This window comes from Parvibacter caecicola (assembly GCF_003725335.1).
GTDB lineage: Bacteria > Actinomycetota > Coriobacteriia > Coriobacteriales > Eggerthellaceae > Parvibacter > Parvibacter caecicola.
Genome location: NZ_QIBY01000001.1, coordinates 308,944 through 323,308, shown reverse-complemented (window position 1 = coordinate 323,308; position 14,365 = coordinate 308,944). Strand labels below are relative to the sequence as shown.

Genomic DNA, 14,365 nt, shown 5'->3' with positions numbered 1-14,365 from the left:
GCCGCCAGTAACGCAACGGAGAATTCCATGAACGCTGATTACGCTTTGCTCACCGACTTGTACCAACTGACCATGGCCCAGGGCTATTGGGATTGCGGAAAAGCCGAAGAGGAGGCCTGCTTCCACATGTACTTCCGCGATTATCCCTTCAAGGGGGGCTTCGCCATCGCGGCGGGCATGCAGCAGCTGGCCGAGATTATTGACGACTACCGCTTCAGCGAAAGCGACGTGGCCTATCTGGCCACGCTGCAGGCGCCGGGCGGAGGCCCCTTGTTCAGCGGCGATTTCCTCGAGGGGCTGCGGGATTTCCGCCTCACCCTTGACATCGATGCCGTTCCCGAAGGCACCGTGGTGTTCCCCCACGAGCCCTTGGTGCGGGTGACGGGCCCCATCGACCAATGCCAGTTGCTGGAAACCACCCTTTTGAACTGCGTGAACTTCCAAACCCTCATCGCCACGAAGGCGGCGCGGGTGTGTCTGGCTGCCAAGGGGGCGCCAGTGGCGGAGTTCGGCCTGCGCCGTGCCCAGGGGCTGGGGGGCGTGTGGGCGTCGCGGGCGGCCGTGGTGGGCGGCTGCGCCTCTACCAGCAACGTGCTTGCGGGCAAGCTGTTCGACATCCCGGTTTCCGGAACCCATGCCCACTCCTGGGTGATGGCCTTCGACAGCGAACTGGAAGCTTTCCGCGCTTACGCCCGCGAGTTTCCTCGCAATTGCGTACTGCTGGTGGACACCTACGACGTGGAGCAGGGGCTGAAAAACGCCATCACGGTGGGTTTGGAAATGAAATACCGTGGCGAACATCTGGCCGCTGTGCGCATTGATTCGGGCGACCTGTCCTGGCTTTCCAAGATGGCGCGGCGCATGCTGGACGAGGCGGGGCTCACCGACACCGGCATCGTGCTCTCCAACGACCTGGACGAGTACACCATCAAGTCCATCTTGGATGAAGGCGCCCCCGTCACTTCGTGGGGGGTGGGCACGAAGCTGGCCACCGCCTATGAGCAACCCACGTTGGGAGGCGTGTTCAAGCTTTCGGCGGTGCGCCAGAAGGGGCAAGCCCAATGGACGCGCCGTTTGAAGATATCCGAAACCGCTGCGAAGCTGACCACTCCCGGTGTGCTGGACGTGCGGCGCTACTACCATGACAGCGGCCGTTTGGCGGGCGACATGGTGTTCGATGTGACCAGCGGCGTTGACGGGCGCGAGGTGATCATCGATCCGGCCGATGACCTGCGCCAGAAAAAGCTTTCCGGCCTGCGATTCGAAACCCTGCTGAAGCCTCTGGCCCGCAACGGCAAGTCGGTGCTGGACGGCTTGGGCACCAGCGCCCTAGCGGCCCAGGCGCGGGCGAAAGAAGGGCTTGCGTGCCTGGACGAAAGCCAGCTGCGCATGCTCAACCCCCACACCTATCCGGTGGGGCTGGATTGCAAATTGTTCGAGGTTCGCCGTTCTTTGGTTTCAGAGCTGCGGGATGTGGTACCGTAATGTTTTTGGGCTGGCGCGCCGGCGGCTATGGGTCCCGCGTTGCGGCCGAAGCGAGGAAGCGCCTTCAGGCCCTGTTCGTTTGAGAGCTAAGGATGATGATCAATGATCAGGATAATTACCGACTCTGTGGCCTCCATTCCCAAAGAGGAGGCAAAGCGGCTGGGATTGGAAGTGGTGACGCTCTACGTGAACCACAATGGCGAGGAGTACGCCGATGCCGAGCTTGACCTGGACCAGTTCTATGCCGGTATAAACGAGATGGTAAACAACATTCCCACTACCAGCCAACCCTCCCAGCATGCTTTTGAGGAGCTTTTTGAAAAGGCCGCGCAAGCGGGCGATGAGGTGCTGGGTGTGTTCATTTCCTCGAAGTTTTCCGGCACCTTTGACGGTGCCATCCGGGCGGCGCGGGCAGTGCAGTCCCGAAACATTGATTTCAAGTGCATCCTCATGGACTCCATGTCCAACGGTTACGACGAAGCATGGCCGGTGTACGACGCGGTGGACAAGCGCGATGCCGGCGGCAGCTTGGAAGACTGCGCCGCCGCGGTGTGGAGCGGCATCACCTGTACCCGCTGGCTGTTCAGCCCCGAAACCCTGACGTTTTTGCACAAAGGGGGGCGCATCGGCGGCGCGGCGGCGCTTTTGGGCAACGCCATCAAGCTGGTGCCCATCCTTACGGTGATCGACGGCGCTGCCGAAACGTTCGCGAAAGTGCGCACCCGCAAAAAGGCCCTTGAGCGCATGGTGCAAAAGCTCAAGGAGGACATGTCCCTCCATGGGCTGAAGCGCCTGGCGGTGCACTATATCGGCGACAAGGCCCCGGCGCTGGAGTGGGCGCGGGACACCATTATTCCGTTGGTGGGGCACGAGGTGCCCATTTTGCCGGTGAGCCCGGTGCTGGGTGTGCACACGGGCCCCGCCATCGGCATCGCCTATGAGTGCAATTCCCCGCTGGAAGGCAAGCTCACTGCTCCCTACAACGAAAGCATTTTCGCCATGGGAGTGTAAAGCCCCGTGCCTACGTTTCCCACAAAAGCCGGACGATATGGAAAGGATTTCTATGCGCACTTGCAATTTGGTAGTTGATTCCTGCTGCGACCTTCCTTACGAACTGCTGGAGGCCGATGGCTTATACCTGCTGAACTTCCCGTACCTGATGGACGGCGGCTCGTTCTTCGACGACCTGTTCCAAAGTCGCAAGCCGCAGGATTTCTACGATGCGATGCGCAAGGGGTCGGCACCCACCACCTCCCAGGTGCCCATGCCCCAGTTCCTGGAACTGTTCCGTTCGCTGGCCGCCACGGGAAGGCCCTCGGTATACCTTTCGTTTTCCAGCGGCCTTTCCGGCAGCTACGATGCGGCCGTGCTGGCGCTTTCGCAGCTGCAGGAAGAAGGGCTTGATGCTGAAATCTACCTGGTGGACACCCATTTGGCTTCTATTGCCGAAGGGGTTCTGGTCCATGAAGCCATCCACCAGTGGAAGCGGGGCATGTCCGCGGCCGATTTGGCGGCATGGGCCCGGGAGGCCTGTTATTTCGTGAACGAGCAGTTCATGGTGGAAGATCTAGACACCCTGCGCCGCGGCGGCCGCATTCCCTCCACGGTGGCGGTAGCGGGCACTGCGCTGGACGTGAAGCCGCTGCTGGCCATCGACAAAGACGGCCGGCTGGCGGTGACGGGCGTAGCGCGCGGCCGCAAGAAGGCCATGAAGGCACTGGTAGAAGACTTCCTGAAGCGCAAAAGCGAGGACAACCAGATATCCACGGTGCTCATCGGCCACGCCGACTGCCCCAAAGATGCCCAGAAGCTGAAGGAGCTGCTGGTGAAAGCGGACGAGTCGGTGATACCGGTCATCTGCAACATTGGCCCGGTAATCGGCAGCCATGTGGGGCCCGGCATGCTGGCGGTGGGCTTTTGGGGCCAGGACAAGCGGGAGAACCTTTCCCTGGCCGACAAAATTGCCCGCAAGGTGAAAGGGGGCCGCGACTAATGGCCAAGATTGTTGCCCTGTTTGGCAAGGAGGACTTTGCCTCCGCCGCCTCCGAGCGCCTCAAGGCGGCCGGTTATGGCATCTCCTCCGACGCTGCCAGCGCCGATATTGTGGTGAGCTATTGCGAAACCCAGCAGCAAATCGAGGATCTGTATTTCGGCGACGAGGGCTTTGTGAGCCACCTGAACAAAGGGGCGCTTTTGGTGGACCTGTCTCCTGCTTCCCCCAATTTGGCCCGGGACATCTCATCGGTGGCGCTGGTTTCGGGGCTGAACCTGGTGGAAGCGCCTTTGGTGGTGCGCGACATCACGCTTGAGCAGTGCTTCGGCCGCGAGAATTTGTTCTGCTACGTGGCCGGGGAAGAGGACGTGGTGGCCGGCGCCCGCGATTTTTTGGATGTGCTGGTGTCCGATGCGGTGGCAACCGGCGGCGCCGGCAGTGCCCAGCTTGCCAAAGCGGCCCATACGTTGCAGGTGGCGGCGCAGGTGATCAGCACGGTGGAGGCCAACGCCCTCTACCACGCGGTGCATCGCTTCTCGGCGGGAGAGGGGGTGCCGGACGCGATGCCGGCCGCCTTCGCCTGCGGAAACGAGGGGCTGCTCAAGGCCGTCCAGGAAAAGCGCTTCACCAGCGACTTCACGGTGGAGTTGTTCCTTTCGGAGGTTTCCGCCGCCCTCACCACTGCCGATGACGCCGATTTGATCGTGCCCCAGGCGGAATCGGCGCTGCACCTTTTGGAGCTGCTGGCCATCATCGGCGGCTCCGATTTGGCCGTAGCGGCGCTTTCGCTGGTGTTTGGCGAGGACGATGAGTCGCGCCGTGCCGGGTTGGATTGGAATCGGGCGAACGAGGTGTACCGCTCCCACGATCACGGGGACGAAGACGCCGATGAGGCCGAATACGATGACGACGACCTGGACGATTATGGCGACTTCTTCACCTTCGACTACTCTTCCAACTGACGCGGCCGCCCGGTTGGCCTGCTGCAGGGAGTGCCCGCGCCGTTGCGGGGCAAACCGCACTGCCGGCCAGCGGGGGGTGTGCGGTGCATCTGACCAGGTGGAAGTGGGGCGCATTGCGCTGCACTTCTGGGAAGAGCCGCCCATAAGCGGCACCGACGGCAGCGGCACGGTGTTCTTCGGCCACTGCTCCCTTGGCTGCGTGTACTGCCAGAACGGCCGCTTGGCAGCGGGGGAGGCAGGGAAGCCCTATGCAATTGACCAGCTGGCCGACGGGTTTTTGCGGCTGCAAGGGCAGGGGGCCCTCAACATCAACATGGTGACCGCCTCCCATTACGGCCCCCAGGTGCGAGAGGCGCTGCGGCGGGCGCGAAAGCGCGGCCTGCACCTGCCCGTTGTGTGGAACACCTCCGGCTACGAGACAGTGGAGGCCGTCCGCGCCAACGAGGGCGCCGTGGACGTGTACCTGGCGGATTTTAAATACGCCCGCGCCCAGACGGCCCATGCGTTCTCGGCCGCTGCCGATTACCCGTCGGTGGCCCTTGCCGCCATCGACGCCATGGTGGAGGCGGTGGGAGCTCCGGCGTTCGACAGTTACCACGGGCAGCGGCGCATGGTGCGCGGGGTTCTCGTTCGCCACCTTCTGCTGCCCGGCCACGAGGATGAATCCTTCGAGGCGCTGCGGCTTTTGTACGGCCGTTTTGGCGATGGCGTGCTGTATTCGCTGATGAACCAGTACACGCCGGTGATTTCCCGCCGCGCCGCGGAAGGGAGGGGCAACGCCGCCGAAATGCTGGCCCGTTACCCCGAACTGGGACGCGCAGCCGATGAAGGGGCCTACCAGCGCCTGCTGGATTTCGCCGACAGCCTGGGGATGGATGACTACTTCTGGCAGGAGGGACAGGCGGCCGACGAGTCCTTCATCCCCGAGTTCGAGTAGGCATTTTGACAACGCGCTTCCGTTTCCATCGCACAACTGCTCCCATGCGGCCCTTGTGGTAGGGTGTAATGTAGTTTTCAATCAAAAGAAAGAGGAATCATGGATCTTGCGGCATTCCATTCCATCAGCTACGGGCTGTACGTCGTCTCTTCGGTAAACGATGAGGGTCGCAAGTGCGGCTGTGTAGTGAACACGTTCCAGCAGGTGACCAACGAGCCTTTGCAGGTGAGCGTGGCCTTGAACAAGGAAAACGTTACCTTGGCGGCGGTGCTTGAGAGCGGCCGTTACTGCGTGACAGTACTGGATCAGGAAACTCCTCTGGAGCTGATTGGCGTTTTCGGGTTCCGCAACAGCATCGAAACCGACAAATTCGCCGATGCAGCGTTTGAGGTAGATGCTGCTGGCTTGCCGCTGTTGTTGGAACACGGCGTGGCGGCATTTTGCTGCTCGGTTGTGGGCACGGTGGATATGGGCACTCATCTGGTGGTGTTCGGCCAGGTGGATGACGCTAAGGTGCTGGGAAAGGCGGAGCCGCTCACTTATGCTTACTATCATGCGGTGAAGCGGGGGAAGACGCCGCCAAAGGCCTCGTCCTATATTGCCGACGAGGCGCAAGGGGCGAGCGGGGCCCTGGCGGACGATGCGGAGACTACTGTGGCGAAGTGCGGATGGCGCTGTACAGTGTGCGGCTACATCGTGGAGGGGTATCCGGACGGGCTGCCGGAGGATTTCCGTTGCCCGGTGTGCGGGGTGGGGCCCGAGATGTTCGAGCGCATCACCTTGTAGAACTGCCGTTTCCGATGCGCTGCAACTGAAGTGCCTCCCTTCGGAGGCGCTTCACTTTTATGGGGCAGATGGGCCGTGGGGCGGAGGTTTTCGCTTACCATAGGGGCGTATGAAAAGCGAGAGAATGGGCGGACCATGGGATTTTTCGAAGACGCGGTGGCAGCGGGGCGCGGGGCGGTGGGCACGGCCCAGCGGGCGGCGGCGAAGGCCGGCGCCTTGCACCTGGACTTCGTGGCGGAATTCGTTGCTTTGGCCCGCCGTTGCGCCGAGCGAGGATGGCATGAGGCCAATGGGGGCAACGGATCGCTGTGGCTGACGGAGCGGCAGCGCGCGGCGCTGGCGCCGTTTTTGGATACTCGGCCAATGGAATGGACGATGCTGGAGCAGCCGGTGCCGGGCCTGGCCAGCGAGCAGGTGCTGGTTACAGCGGCCGGCTGCCGCATGGACGAGCTTGCCCGCAAAGGCGCCAGCTGCCTGGGGGTGGTGGAGCTGGACATATCCGGCAGCGCGTGGCGGCCGGTGTTCGGGTTTGAGAGGGGCGCCCGCCCCACCAGCGAGCTGAACGGACACTTGCTGGTGCTGGAGGTGCGCGGGAAGGCCACGGGCGGCGAGTCCAGGCTGGTGTACCACTGCCATCCGGCGGAAATGGTGGCCTACGGCAAGATGGCCGACCCCTCTGCGGAGGCCATCACCGAGGGGCTGTGGCGCGCCATGACCGAAACGGTGATGTACGTGCCCGAAGGGGTGGGCTACGTGGGCCCCTTGGTGCCCGGCAGCCTGGAATTGGCCCGTGCCAGCGCCGAAGCTGCGGCGGTTTATTCCTGCACGGTGTGGGCGAGCCACGGCCTCATGGCCACGGGGGCCACGGCCGAGGAGGCGTTCCGGCGCATGGAGGTGCTGGTGAAGGCGGCCTCCATTTGGCTAGCGTGCCGCAGTGCGGGGATGGGGGCGCAAGATTACCGCGCTTCGGTGCCCGATGAAGTGCTGGAGGGCATTTGCGAGAAGCTGGGGCTGCCGTTCAACCGCGCCCTTTTGGGGCGATAGGGGGTTTCCTTGGATTTTACAGCGATACCGGTTGTGGCCCAGGCCCCGAACCGCGAAGCCTGTTTCGCCGAAGCGGCCCGCCTGGCCGTGCGGATGGTTGCCGAAAAGAGGCGCGTGACGGTGATCGCCGCCGACTTCGACGAAGCGGCAGAGCTGAAGCGGCTGCTGGGACAAGACGACCGCGGTTTGGGAGTGCGGGTAATCACGTTCGACCTTTGGCTGGAGGACGCCTGGCAGCTGTGGGGCGATGGGCGCAGCCTCGTGGAGCCGTCCCAACGGCTGGCGCTGGCCTGGCAGGTTGCCGCTGAGGCTCCAGACCTTCCGGCGCAGCCGGCAACGATGGCCCCGTGGCTGGCGCGGGCGGCCCGCCAGGCGCTGCCCTGGCTCTGCGATGCGCCCCTCCGCGCGCTGGAAGGAAGCGAGCCGGCGGTGACGGAGGCCCTTCGGCTGTACTCGGAAGCTTTGGAAGTGCGGGGGCTGGTGGAACACAGCCAAGCCTGTTGGCTGCTGGGGCAACCGTGCCATGCCCGCCCCGGCGCGGATGAGGCTTTGGTGCTGGCGGGGCAGTGGCCCGTCCAGCTGCCGTTGGCGCAGCAGTGGCTGTTCGGGAAGCTGGGGGCGGTGGCGGTGGCCAACGGCCGCACGGCGCCGTCGCGTCCCGGCGGCGAGCTGGGCCAGTTGCTCGGGCGCCTGTACGGTTCCAGGAGTGAGGCCGTTTCACCGGGCGGGGCGCTTCGGGTGGCGCTGGCCACCGGCAAAACCGCCGAGCTGCAGCTGCTGGCGGAAACGGTGGCCGCCCTTGCGGAGACGGATTTTGGCGCAGCGGAGGGAGAAACCGCGCTTGCCTATCGCGTCGTGGTGGCCGACACCGATCCGGTGGGGCTTTTCGAGCTGCTGCGCGCTAACCGTGAAACAGGGAAACTGCATTTGCTGGTGCGGGGGCCAGTGGCGTTCTCCGACACCTTTGCCGGCCGTTTTGTGGCGGCGTGGGCGGCGGCGCCTCAGGGAGGGCTTCCGGTGTGGGAGGACTTGGCGGCCAATCCGCTTTCGGGGCTTCGGCAGCAAACGCTGCTGAGTTTGTCGCGCCAGTGGGCTGCCAACCGGGCCCTTGGGGCTGCGGAGGCGCTGCGCATGCTGGCGAACGAGAGCCCTACGGCTCGCGCCCTGCTGGAGGCGTCGGGCGGCAGTGTCGCCACGATGGTCGACGGATTGCGCGCCGCGGTGGCGGCGCTGCCGATAGACGAGGGGCGTAAGCTGGTGGAGCTGTCCGCCCTTTCGGCTTTTGCCGGTTTGGCCCGCCAGATGCTTTTCGGCAGTTGCTTCGAAAGTGCCGTTGAACTGTGCGCCGACGTGCACATCCCCGTGTCATTGGAAAGCGCTCCGGCCGCTGATGGGGCTGCGGGGGAGGCGCCGGTGCTGCTGTGCGACCTGGCTACGGCGGCCCAGCTGCCGGCCGGCTGCGCCCGCGCCTTGCTGTTGACGAAAATGAACCGCGATGAGCGGCCCGGAGGCATCACGGCCGGATCGTTGGAAGCGCTGCTGTCCAAATTCGCCTTGCCCGACCAGCAGGAGGGGGCCCAGTTGCTGCGGCAGCGGCTGTGGGACGCCCTGAACGTGCCCACGGAGGCCGTGGTGCTGGAGCGGTCGCTGACCGACGCTGCCGGCGAGCCCGCCTACCCTCATTTCCTCATGCAGGAAGTGACCGACTGCTTCCGGGCCGATCCCACCTGCAGCGACGACCTTTTGCGCGACAGCCAGCTGCCCCGGGTGCTGGCCCCCTATTGCAGCACGCTCGCGGAAACCCGGTTCCTTCATTGCCTGGGGGTTGACGAGGGCGCTCCGGCAGCCGTGGAAGAGGCGCAGCTGCCCATGGGCCAGGTGGGGGAGCGGTGGCGCCCGTTCATCGCTTTGCCGAAAACGGAAGGGGCGAACGGCGGCGCGATGCGGCTTTCCCCGTCGGCCATCGAGAGCTTCCTCTCATGCCCGTACCTCTGGTTCGTGCAGCGGCGCTTGGCGCTGCAGGACACAGAGGAGGGTTTCGGCCCCCTGGAGCGGGGCACATTCGTGCACGAGGTGATGCAGCGCTTCTACCAGCAGCTGGTCGAGGGCCAGGTGCCGCGGGTGACGCCGGACAACTTGGAAGAGAGCCGCGCGCTTCTGGCCCAGGTGTTCCGCGAAGTGGTTGAGGCCCAAGAGGGCCATGAGGCAGGACGGCGCTACGTAGCGGTGACCCCGTGGGAGCAGCGGTTGCGGGAAGGGCTTTTGCCCCAGCTCTCCGGTGCCTTGGGCCAGCAGTCCCGTTGGTTGCCCGGCTTCGCCCCCGCTTATCATGAATGGCATTACGGGTTCGATCAGCCGGTGCCCTACGCCGGCCAGCATCTGTGCGGCAGCGTGGACCGCATCGACGTGGACGGCAACGGGCGCGCGGTGGTGATCGACTACAAAACCTCCCTCGATGACGGCTACCGCCTGATGGCGCTGGCGGCAGAGGAGGGCGAAGAGCCCCAGCCCCAGCTGCCCCGCAAGGTGCAGGCGCTCATCTACGCCCAAGTGGTGCGGCAACTGCTGGGGCTTGAGGTGGTGGCCACCTTGTACCTCAACCCGCTCACCGGCGAGGTGGAAGGGGCCTACGACGGCCTGGTGCTGGGGCCTGCCCAGATCGAAGGCTTCCCACCCAAGGGCATCAGCGTGCAGGAAGCGGGCTTTCCCAGTTTCGGGGAGCTGCTAACGTGGGTTGAAGAAACAGTGGGGGAGCGGCTGGGGCAGTTGTTCGCCGGCGAAATTGCCCCCTGCCCGGCAGACGCGCAGGCCTGCAAGTACTGCCCTGCACTTTCCTGCGAAAGGAGGTTGGGATAGTGAACCTCGACACCTTGGGAGCCACAGGGCCCCAGCGTCAGGCCATCGAAACCCTCGACCGCCCGCTGCTGCTGTGCGCCGGCGCCGGCTCCGGCAAAACCTTCACATTGCAGCAGCGCATCGCCTACGCCCTTTCGCCGGAAAGCGGGCCGGCGGTGGAAGGGGTGGACCGCGTTTTGACCATCACCTTCACCCGCAAGGCCGCTGGCGAGATAAAGAGCCGCGTGCGCAGCGTTTTGCGGGAAAACGGCATGGCGGAAGAGGCGCTGAAAGTGGATGATGCCTGGATATCCACCATCCACGGCATGGCGCTGCGCATCCTGCGCGAGCACGGGCTGGAGCTGGGGCTGCCTCCCCGTCTTGCCCAGCTGGAAGAAGACCGCGCCGCCGAGCTGCGGCAACGGGCCTTCGATGTGGTGCTGCGGGAAAGCGAGGGGCAGCCGGAGAGCCCCTTGGCGCAGCTGATTGCGGCTCTGGGGGCCACGGGGAAGGGCTCCGATGCCCGGGCTCTCACGTTCGCCCTCATGAAGCACGGCGACACCTTGACCGCCGGGCTGGATGCCTTCGATTTCGGCCCCGCCGCCGCATCCCCTTCGGGAATCATGCGGCAGGCAGCTGCGGGTTTGGAAGAGTTCCTGGCCGGCGGAGGATCGCCGAAGCAGATGGAAAAGGCTGAAGAGGCGCTGCGGCAAGTGCGGGAGCTGCTGGAGAGCAGCGGCTCTCTGACCTACCGGCAGGCGGCCGCCGCGCTGGCGGGCCTAGGGTTGCCGAGCGCCCAGGGAAAGGCGAAAGAGGCGGTACGCGCCTTGAAGACCTCCCTTGCGGGGCTGGTCATGGAGTGCGTTCTCGGCTGCAACGAAGCAGTGGCTGAAAGCCTCATGGCCGTGGCGCGCCGCGTTCAGGAGGAATACGGGGCGCTCAAGCAAGAGGCGGATTGTGTGGACACTGCCGACATCCTCCGCCTTGCTTACCGGGCCTTGAGCGACAGGCCCCTGTTGCGGCAGCAGCTGCAGCAGCGGTTCCAGCTGATCATGGTGGACGAGTTCCAAGACACCAACCAGCTGCAGATAGACCTCATCGGGCTGCTTTGCCGCCCCGGCCTTACCAACCTTTGCACGGTGGGGGACTCCCAGCAGTCCATTTATCGGTTCCAAGGGGCCGATGTGAACGTGTACCTGAAGCACAAGCGGCAGATGACCGGCGAAGCGAAGGCGCGCTCTTTGCAGCTGGACGCCAATTTCCGCAGCCATGGCGACATCCTCGCCTTCGTGCGGCGGATCTGCGGCGCCCCCGGCTTCTTTTCGGAGGATTTCCTCGATTTGCAGGCGGGACGCAACGAGGAAAAGGCGGCAGCATCGGGCGCTTACCGGGCCTTGGCCCCGCGCATTTCAGTGGCGCTTACCTCCTACGGCTCGAAGCAGCGGGGCGAGACCGCCAAGACCGCTTTCGCCAAACAGCAGGAGGCCCGCCACATCGCCCAATGGTTCGCCCGTCTGCGCATGGCGGGCCATGACGCGGGGGACATGGTGCTGTTGCTGGGCAGCACCACCCACTTGGACGTTTACGCCGACGCGCTTCAGCAAGAGGGTTTCAGCTGCCATATGGAAGGCGGGTCGGGCTTTTACGGCACCGCCGAGTCCAAACTTGCGGCCAGCCTGTTGCGGGCGCTGGTATGCCCTTTGAATACGAGGGATTTGTTCGAGGCGCTCTCGGGCCCCATGTTCCAGCTTTCCGCTGACGATTTCATGACGCTCTCCACCGTGGTCAAGGCCAGTGGCGAACAGTGCGCCGAGGTGCGCCGCCGCTCCATCGGGCGCCCCTTTGTCGTGGGCGATGGCGACGGGGCGGAAACCGAAGAGACGGACGGGGAGGTGCTGCAGCCGTTGCTGCCGGCCCCCGGCGCCGCCCTTGGGCGGGTGCTGGAGATTTGGTGCCGCGCCCAGGCCACCGTGCGCCGCGACGGGCCCGCGTGCGCGCTGCGGCAGCTAGCCCGGGAAAGCGGCTACTTCTCCCGCTTGCAGGAGGAAGGGGTTACCGGGCAGGCGAAGGCGGCCAATTTCCTGAAGGCCATTACGGTGGTGGAGGGGCTGCAGGCGCAGCCGGGCGCGGGGACGGCCCAGGTGGCCCAGCGCTACCAGGCGCTGGCCGCCGGCAACGAGAAGCTGGGATCGCTGCAGGGCGACGGCGGCCAATCGGTGCGCATCATGACGGTGCACGGCTCGAAGGGGTTGGAGTTTCCCTTCGTGGCGGTGGCGGACTGCTACACACTGCGCCCCGAATCCGGCGCTCTGCTTTGCGCGGTGCGCGACGGCCGGGCGGCGGCCAGCTTGGCGTCTTCTTTGGGGGACGATGGGCTGAAGGCGGCCTTCGAGAAGGCGCGGACCACGGTTAAAAACGATGAGGAGGGCGCCCCGGGACTGCCCCCGCTTGCCCGTCACCACCAGGGCATCCGAGAGGAGAGCGCCCAGGAAGGGCTGCTGGAGAAACGGCGCTTGTTCTACGTGGCCGCCACCCGCGCCAGCGAGGCCATGCTGGTTTCGCTGTGCGTGAACAACACCAAAGAGGGGCTTGCCCCCAAAGGGGTTCAGGCGGATGTGCTGGGGGCGCTGTTTGGCGAAGAGGTGCCCCGCCAAGATGGCACGGCGGATTACGGGGGGTCCCAGCCGCTGGAGTTCGCCTTCATCGATGCCGACCGGCTGTGGAACGAACAGTCGGAAGAGGAGCGGGAAGAGACGGCCGGTGCCGCAGAGGGCCGGGTGGTGGAATACCCGCCGCTTTCGCCCGACCCCGCGCCTGCCGTTGTCGCCGGTTGGGGCGACGGCCAGGGCCTTGTGTCCTATTCTTCCTTGACCGGATGCGAAGGCGGCGCCTTGGAAGGTGCCCAGGCCGTCTTGGAGGCCTATGTGGAAGAGCTGGACGGGCCGATTGCCGATGGGCTGCAGGAGGCGCCGGCGGTGCAGCCGGAGGGCGGGGCGCCGGCGCCCGTTTCGCCGACGGCCGACTTCGGCGACGGCGCCGGAGAGGAAAGGGGCGAGAGCTTCTCCGACCGCGATAAGGCCACCGACTTCGGCGGAGCGCTCCACCGGCTGTGCCAGCTGGACGCCCTGACGGGGGAGAAGGGCGCTTGGGGCCGCTTCGAGGCGGTTGCCGACGCCTACGGGGTGCGGCAGCGGCAGCGGTTGCAGGAGGCTTTCGCCCGCTGGCTTGCCAGCGATGTGCGCCGCGAGGCCCGCGAATGGGAATGGGTGCAGCCGGAGCTGTCGTTCCAAGCGCAGCTGGGCGCCAATACCTTGCAAGGGGAAATCGACCTGTTCTGCGCCAATGGCCCCGCCGGCGAGGGCGGCCGTGCTTTTGTGGTGGATTACAAAACGGGCGGGCAGCCCCAAGAGACCGCCCGCCAGTTGTACTGGAAGCACCGCTTGCAAGCGCTCTGCTATGCCTACGCGGTGCTCCGCCAAGGTTTTTCCGAGGTGTCCTTCGTCTTCGTGCGGGTAGAGCAGGAAGATGCCGCCTGTCCCGGCCAGCCCCAGGTTGTGCGCTACCGGTTCCGGCGCCGCGCTACTTGACGCCCCACTGGGCGTAGTAGTCGTCCAGCTGAGCGGCCGTTCCCTCGTCGATCACTACCTCGCCGGCCACTTCCCGGCCGGTGAGGTAGTCCTTCACTTCCGCCATGGTCACGATGGAGGCAACCGGGAAGCCGTAGCGCTCGGTAATCTCCTGCTGGGCGGTCACCGCGCCGCCTTTGCCCACTTCCATGCGGTTCAGGGAAACCACCAGCCCCTTCACCTCCACGTCGGCGGCCGCTTTCAAGATGGGATAGGTTTCGTCGATGGATTTGCCGGAAGTGGTGACGTCTTCCACCATCACCACGCGGTCGCCGTCGGCAAGGCTCGCTCCCAGCAAATTGCCGGCATCGGCGCCGTGGTCCTTCGCCTCTTTGCGGTTGCAGCAGTACTTCACCTCTTTGCCGTACAGCTCCTGAAGTCCGATGGCCGTGACCACCGCCAGCGGAATGCCCTTGTAGGCGGGGCCGAACACCACGTCGAAGTCAAGGCCGAAGTTGTCCTTGATGGCTTCCGCGTAATAAAGCCCCAGCTGGTGCAGCTGCTGACCGGTCACGTAAGCGCCGGCGTTCATGAAAAAGGGCGATTGGCGGCCGCTTTTCAGGGTGAAATCGCCGAATTTCAGCACATGGCTCTTAACCATGAACTCGATGAAATTCCGTTTGTACAGTGGCAGTTCCATGGGCGCTCCTCGCATGGTCGGTTTTCCGTTGGGTCACATGATAGCGTGTGGGAGGGA

10 protein-coding genes are annotated in these 14,365 nt (G+C 65.0%); 9 read left to right on the top strand and 1 reads right to left on the bottom strand.

What is annotated here, in order from left to right; all coding sequences use genetic code 11:
* Positions 1-27: 27 nt before the first annotated feature.
* From DMP11_RS01360 to DMP11_RS01320, 9 genes are all read left to right on the top strand, one after another.
* Complete coding sequence (locus tag DMP11_RS01360; RefSeq protein WP_123184688.1) at positions 28-1,485, top strand: nicotinate phosphoribosyltransferase; 1,458 nt, start codon at positions 28-30, stop codon at positions 1,483-1,485.
* A 102-nt stretch (positions 1,486-1,587) separates the two neighbouring features.
* Positions 1,588-2,496 carry a DegV family protein gene (locus DMP11_RS01355; protein WP_123184687.1) on the top strand — a complete coding sequence of 303 codons (909 nt, stop codon included), beginning with the start codon at positions 1,588-1,590 and terminating at the stop codon, positions 2,494-2,496.
* Positions 2,497-2,548: 52 nt separating this feature from the next.
* Positions 2,549-3,478 (top strand): DegV family protein, encoded by a 930-nt coding sequence (locus tag DMP11_RS01350; protein WP_123184686.1) that lies wholly within the window; start codon positions 2,549-2,551, stop codon positions 3,476-3,478.
* A complete protein-coding gene (locus DMP11_RS01345; RefSeq protein ID WP_123184685.1) occupies positions 3,478-4,440 on the top strand; it encodes an NAD(P)-binding domain-containing protein in 963 nt (320 codons plus the stop codon). The genes DMP11_RS01350 and DMP11_RS01345 overlap by 1 nt, the downstream gene beginning before the upstream one ends.
* Positions 4,403-5,377, top strand: coding sequence for a radical SAM protein (locus tag DMP11_RS01340; RefSeq protein ID WP_123184684.1), 975 nt, complete (start codon positions 4,403-4,405; stop codon positions 5,375-5,377). The genes DMP11_RS01345 and DMP11_RS01340 overlap by 38 nt, the downstream gene beginning before the upstream one ends.
* Positions 5,378-5,476: 99 nt before the next feature.
* On the top strand, positions 5,477-6,163 hold the full coding sequence (locus DMP11_RS10630; RefSeq protein WP_194950426.1) for a flavin reductase: 687 nt from the start codon (positions 5,477-5,479) through the stop codon (positions 6,161-6,163).
* A 135-nt stretch (positions 6,164-6,298) separates the two neighbouring features.
* Positions 6,299-7,207 (top strand): rhamnulose-1-phosphate aldolase, encoded by a 909-nt coding sequence (gene rhaD / locus DMP11_RS01330; protein WP_123184682.1) that lies wholly within the window; start codon positions 6,299-6,301, stop codon positions 7,205-7,207.
* A 9-nt stretch (positions 7,208-7,216) separates the two neighbouring features.
* Complete coding sequence (locus DMP11_RS01325) at positions 7,217-10,063, top strand: PD-(D/E)XK nuclease family protein (RefSeq protein WP_148041072.1); 2,847 nt, start codon at positions 7,217-7,219, stop codon at positions 10,061-10,063.
* Positions 10,063-13,629 (top strand): UvrD-helicase domain-containing protein, encoded by a 3,567-nt coding sequence (locus tag DMP11_RS01320; protein ID WP_123184680.1) that lies wholly within the window; start codon positions 10,063-10,065, stop codon positions 13,627-13,629. Before DMP11_RS01325 ends, DMP11_RS01320 begins: the two co-directional genes overlap by 1 nt.
* Here DMP11_RS01320 and pyrE read toward each other — a convergent pair.
* The gene (gene pyrE, locus DMP11_RS01315) at positions 13,622-14,308 is read right to left on the bottom strand and encodes an orotate phosphoribosyltransferase (protein WP_371826720.1); all 687 of its coding nucleotides are present in this window, start codon (positions 14,306-14,308) and stop codon (positions 13,622-13,624) included. The genes DMP11_RS01320 and pyrE overlap by 8 nt on opposite strands.
* Positions 14,309-14,365: the final 57 nt, after the last annotated feature.

Excerpts from the sequence above, each read along its gene's own strand:
- DMP11_RS01360 (WP_123184688.1), top strand. The coding sequence starts at position 28 with ATGAACGCTGATTACGCTTTGCTCACCGACTTGTACCAACTGACCATG.
- DMP11_RS01355 (WP_123184687.1), top strand. The coding sequence starts at position 1,588 with ATGATCAGGATAATTACCGACTCTGTGGCCTCCATTCCCAAAGAGGAG.
- DMP11_RS01350 (WP_123184686.1), top strand. The coding sequence starts at position 2,549 with ATGCGCACTTGCAATTTGGTAGTTGATTCCTGCTGCGACCTTCCTTAC.
- DMP11_RS01345 (WP_123184685.1), top strand. The coding sequence starts at position 3,478 with ATGGCCAAGATTGTTGCCCTGTTTGGCAAGGAGGACTTTGCCTCCGCC.
- DMP11_RS01340 (WP_123184684.1), top strand. The coding sequence starts at position 4,403 with ATGGCGACTTCTTCACCTTCGACTACTCTTCCAACTGACGCGGCCGCC.
- DMP11_RS10630 (WP_194950426.1), top strand. The coding sequence starts at position 5,477 with ATGGATCTTGCGGCATTCCATTCCATCAGCTACGGGCTGTACGTCGTC.
- rhaD (WP_123184682.1), top strand. The coding sequence starts at position 6,299 with ATGGGATTTTTCGAAGACGCGGTGGCAGCGGGGCGCGGGGCGGTGGGC.
- pyrE (WP_371826720.1), bottom strand. The coding sequence starts at position 14,308 with ATGGAACTGCCACTGTACAAACGGAATTTCATCGAGTTCATGGTTAAG.